Raw genomic sequence first — 3,908 nt, forward strand, 5'->3', positions numbered from 1 at the left:
GCCCGGGCCCGCGCGGCGCGCCGCCGAGCCCCTCGCCTGGTGGACGGTGCTGCTGGCCGGATACCTCGCGCTGGCGTCGAGCATCACCGTCACCGAGATCACCGTCGGGGCCGTGACGGCCGCCGCCTGCGCTGCCGCCGCGGTCGCCGGACGCCGCGCCCTGGCCACCCCCGGCCCCGGCCGTGGGCACGCCCGGCCGGCCGTCCCGCCCGCGCGGCTCCTGCCCGCGCTGGCGCTGCTGCCCGGCCAGATCGCCGCCGACACCGCCCGCATCACCGTGCGCGGCGCGACCGGCGGGCGCTGGACGGACCTGGCCGTCGCCCCCGGACCCGCCGCCCGCGGCACCGCGACGCTGCTGGTGTCCACCTCCCCCGGCGCCTACGTCGGCGCGGTCGACCCCGGACGCGGGCTGCTGCGCGTGCACCGCCTCGCCCCCGGGCCGTCCCGGTTCGAGCGGCGCCTGCGCGACGCCGGGCTGGTCGCCGGCCCCGCCGGGGAGCGGTCGTGACGACCGACGTGCTGAACACCGCGGTGCCCGCCCTGGCGGTCATGGCCGGCGCGCTGCTGCCGGCGCTGCTGGCCACCCTGCACGGCCGCCCCGCCGGGCGCCTCGCCGGGCTGATCGTCACCGGGCCGCTGGTCACCCTGGTCCTCGTCCTGCTCGCCGCCGCCTACGGCCGTCCCGCCTACCTCGACGTCGCGCTGGTGCTGGCGCTGCTGTCGTTCGCCGGGTCGCTGGTGTTCGCGCGGTTCCTCGGCCGGACGCTGTGAGCCGGGGGCGCCGATGACCCTCGACCTGCTCGCCGACGCGCTGACCTGGGCCGGAGCCGCCGTCGCGGTGGCCGCCGGGATGCGGCTGGCCGGCACCCGCGGCGCCGCCGCCCGCCTGCACGCCGCCGCGCCCATCACCGTGCTGGCCGCGCCGCTGCTCATCGCCGGGACGGCGCTGCGGCCCTGGTCGTCGTGGCACGACGTCGCCAAGCTCGCCGTCATCGCCGTGCTGCTCGCCGCGACCGGGCCCGCCACCGTCGTCACCGCCGGGCAGGCCGTCGAGCGCACCGCCGGCCGGGCGCACGCCCCGCCCGAGGGAACCGGAAAGGGGACGGGAGTGAACCCGCCGTGACCACCCTGACCGCCGTCACGTCGTATGCGCCCGCCCTGGACGGGCGGGCGATGGACGCGTTGTCCGGGCCGCTGGCCGACGCCCTCATCTGCCTCGCGCTCGCCCTGGCCGCGCTCATGGCGACCGCGGTCGTGCTGACGCGCGGCACCGTCCGGCAGGCGATCGTGCTGTCCGGATACGGGCTGGTCCTCGGCCTGCTGTTCCTCATCCTGCAGGCCCCCGACGTCGCCATGTCACAGATCGGCGTCGGGACGGTCCTGCTGCCGCTCATCGTCGTCCTGGCCCTGCACGCCACCCGCCGCCACCGCGACACCGGCCACCGCGACACCGGCCACCGGGGAGCGGAGAAGGAGACGCGGCGGTGAAGGCCCGCACCCGCGTCACCCTGTTCGGGTCCGGCGCCGCCGGGACCGCCGCGCTGTTCACCGCCGGGGCCCTCGGCCTGCCCGCCTTCGGCGGCGCCCTGCACCCCTACGCCGACCGCGCCGTCCGCCAGGCCGCCGCGCAGGGCACCCCCAACGCCGTCGCGTCGGTCACCTTCGACCAGCGCGCCTTCGACACCCTCGGCGAGGAGCTCATCCTGCTGTCGGCCGCGGTCGCCGCCGTCGTGCTGCTGCGCGCCGTGCGCCAAGAGGAGCAGGACGCCGGCGGCTCGCACCGGCACGGGCCCGCCGAGGTGCCCGACGCGCTGCGGACCATCGGGTACCTGCTGCTGCCCGTCACCCTCGCCGCCGGGGTGTACATCGTCGCGCACGGGCACCAGTCCCCCGGCGGCGGGTTCCAGGGCGGTGTCGTCCTCGGCACCGCCATCCACCTGCTGTACCTGGCGGGCGACTACCCGGCGCTGCGGCGGCTGCGGCCCATCCCGCTGTTCGAGACCGCCGAGGCCGTCGCCGCCGCCGCGTTCGTCGTCCTGGCGCTGGCCGCCGCCGGCTGGGCCGCGACCGGGCGGGTGCCCGCCCTCAACGGCGCCGTCGGCACCGAGGTCGGCTGCGCGCTGGTCCTGCTGCTCGGCAAGTTCTTCGAGCAGGCCCTCCTCGTCCGCGAAACCGGCCCCGCCGCCCGCCCGGGCGCCCGCGCCGCCGGTGATCCCCGGGAGCCGCCGTGAGCGTCCTGCCCTACCTGACCGCCGGCTGGATCATGCTCGTCGGCGTCTACGGGATCGTCACCAGCCGCGACCTCATCCACGCCGTGGTGTGCCTGTCGGTCACCCAGTCCGGCACCTACGTGCTGCTGCTGGCCATCGGGTACCGGTCCGGCGCCACCGCGCCGGTGTTCTCCGACCGGCCCCCGCCGCCCGCGGGCGGGCCCGTCACCGACCCCGTCGTGCAGGCCATGGCCCTCACCGACATCGTCGTCGGCGCCACCGTCACCGCGCTGCTGCTCGCCCTGGCCGTCCAGGTCGCCCGGCGGCGCGGCACCCTGGACCCCGGCGCCCTGCGCTCCCTCGAATCGTGATCCTGCAGCTCACCGTCGCGCTGCCCGTCCTGGTCGCCGCGCTGCTGGCCGCCACCGGGCGGTGGCTGCCGCGCCTGGCCGTCGACGTCGCGGCCCTCGCCACCGCCGCCGCCGTCACCGCGCTCACCGCGCTCACCCTCGCCCGCTCCGCCCACGACCCGCAGGTCGTGTGGCTCGGCGGCTGGGGCCCCGGCACCGGCGTCGGGATCCCGCTGGCCGCCGACCCGCTCGCCGCCGCGCTCGCCTGCGTCGCCGCCGCGCTCACCCTGGCCGCGCTGGCGTTCTCCTGGCGGTACTTCACCGAGATCCAGGCGATCTTCCACGCCCTGGTGCTGCTGTTCCTGGCGTCGATGTGCGCGTTCACCTACACCGGCGACCTGTTCGACGCGTTCGTGTTCTTCGAGCTGATGAGCGTGGTGGCGTTCGCGCTGACCGGATACCGGTCCGAGGAGCCCGCCACCGTCCACGGCGCGCTGAACTTCGGGATCGTCCAGTCGATCGGCGCCTACCTCACCCTCGCCGGGATCGCGCTGGTCTACGGCCGCACCGGGCAGCTCGGCCTGGCCGCCGCCGGACGCCACCTCACCGGCGCCGCGCCCGGCGCAGGGCCAGGGGCCGGGGACGCCGACGCGCTGGTCACCGCCGCGTTCGTGCTGATCTGCACCGGCTACCTGGTCAAGGCCGCCGCCGTCCCGTTCCACTTCTGGCTCGCCGACGCCCACGCCGTCGCGCCCACCCCCGTCTGCGTCCTGTTCTCCGGCGTCATGGTCGAACTCGGCGTGTACGGGGTCGCGCGGACGTACTGGGCGGTGTTCCCCGGCCTGGTCCCGCTGCGCGCCATCGCCGTCCTCGGCGCCGCCGCCGCGCTCGTCGGCGCCGTGATGTGCGTGCTGCAGCACCACGTCAAACGGCTGCTGGCCTACTCCACCATCAGCCACGCCGGGCTGCTGCTGGTCGGCGTGGCCGCCGCGACGCCCGGCGCGCTCGCCGGCACCGCCTACTACCTCGCCGGGCACGCCGGGGTGAAGGGCGCGCTGTTCTTGGGCGCCGGGGCCCTGCTCAACCGGCACGAGACCGTCGACACCCGCGAGCTGCGCGGACGCGGCCGCGGCCGCGGCATGCCCGTCACCGGCATCACGTTCCTGGCCGGCGGGCTGTGCCTGGCGGGGCTGCCGCCGTCCGGGCTGTTCGCCGGGCACGCGGTCACCGAGCACGCCGCCCTCGCGGCCGGCTGGTGGTGGTACACGCCGCTGTCGGTCGCCGCGTCCGCGCTCACCGCCGGCGCCGTCCTGCGCGTGTGGCTCGTGGTGTGGCGCGGCGCCCCCGC

7 protein-coding genes are annotated in these 3,908 nt (G+C 77.4%); all 7 read left to right on the top strand.

Going from position 1 to position 3,908, the window contains the following annotated elements:
* Positions 1-508 (top strand): hypothetical protein (locus tag ETD83_RS43325; protein ID WP_205718165.1); only part of this gene is annotated, 508 nt, incomplete at its 5' end.
* Positions 505-771 (top strand): monovalent cation/H+ antiporter complex subunit F, encoded by a 267-nt coding sequence (locus ETD83_RS40340; protein ID WP_205718166.1) that lies wholly within the window; start codon positions 505-507, stop codon positions 769-771. The genes ETD83_RS43325 and ETD83_RS40340, both read left to right, overlap by 4 nt.
* Positions 772-784: 13 nt before the next feature.
* Complete coding sequence (locus tag ETD83_RS40345) at positions 785-1,123, top strand: monovalent cation/H(+) antiporter subunit G (RefSeq protein WP_138650521.1); 339 nt, start codon at positions 785-787, stop codon at positions 1,121-1,123.
* Positions 1,120-1,488, top strand: coding sequence for a DUF4040 domain-containing protein (locus ETD83_RS40350; RefSeq protein ID WP_230421515.1), 369 nt, complete (start codon positions 1,120-1,122; stop codon positions 1,486-1,488). The genes ETD83_RS40345 and ETD83_RS40350 overlap by 4 nt, the downstream gene beginning before the upstream one ends.
* Positions 1,485-2,231: an MnhB domain-containing protein gene (locus ETD83_RS40355; RefSeq protein ID WP_138650522.1), complete on the top strand. Its 747-nt coding sequence runs from the start codon at positions 1,485-1,487 to the stop codon at positions 2,229-2,231. Before ETD83_RS40350 ends, ETD83_RS40355 begins: the two co-directional genes overlap by 4 nt.
* Positions 2,228-2,581, top strand: a complete 354-nt coding sequence (locus tag ETD83_RS40360; protein WP_138650523.1) for a sodium:proton antiporter — start codon at positions 2,228-2,230, stop codon at positions 2,579-2,581. The genes ETD83_RS40355 and ETD83_RS40360 overlap by 4 nt, the downstream gene beginning before the upstream one ends.
* Positions 2,578-3,908 (top strand): complex I subunit 5 family protein (locus ETD83_RS40365; RefSeq protein ID WP_205718167.1); only part of this gene is annotated, 1,331 nt, incomplete at its 3' end. The genes ETD83_RS40360 and ETD83_RS40365, both read left to right, overlap by 4 nt.

The organism is Actinomadura soli (assembly GCF_005889715.1).
Classification (GTDB): Bacteria; Actinomycetota; Actinomycetes; order Streptosporangiales; family Streptosporangiaceae; genus Spirillospora; species Spirillospora soli.

Bases quoted from the DNA above. Each gene is read 5' to 3' on its own strand.
- ETD83_RS40345 (WP_138650521.1), top strand. From the start codon at position 785: ATGACCCTCGACCTGCTCGCCGACGCGCTGACCTGGGCCGGAGCCGCC.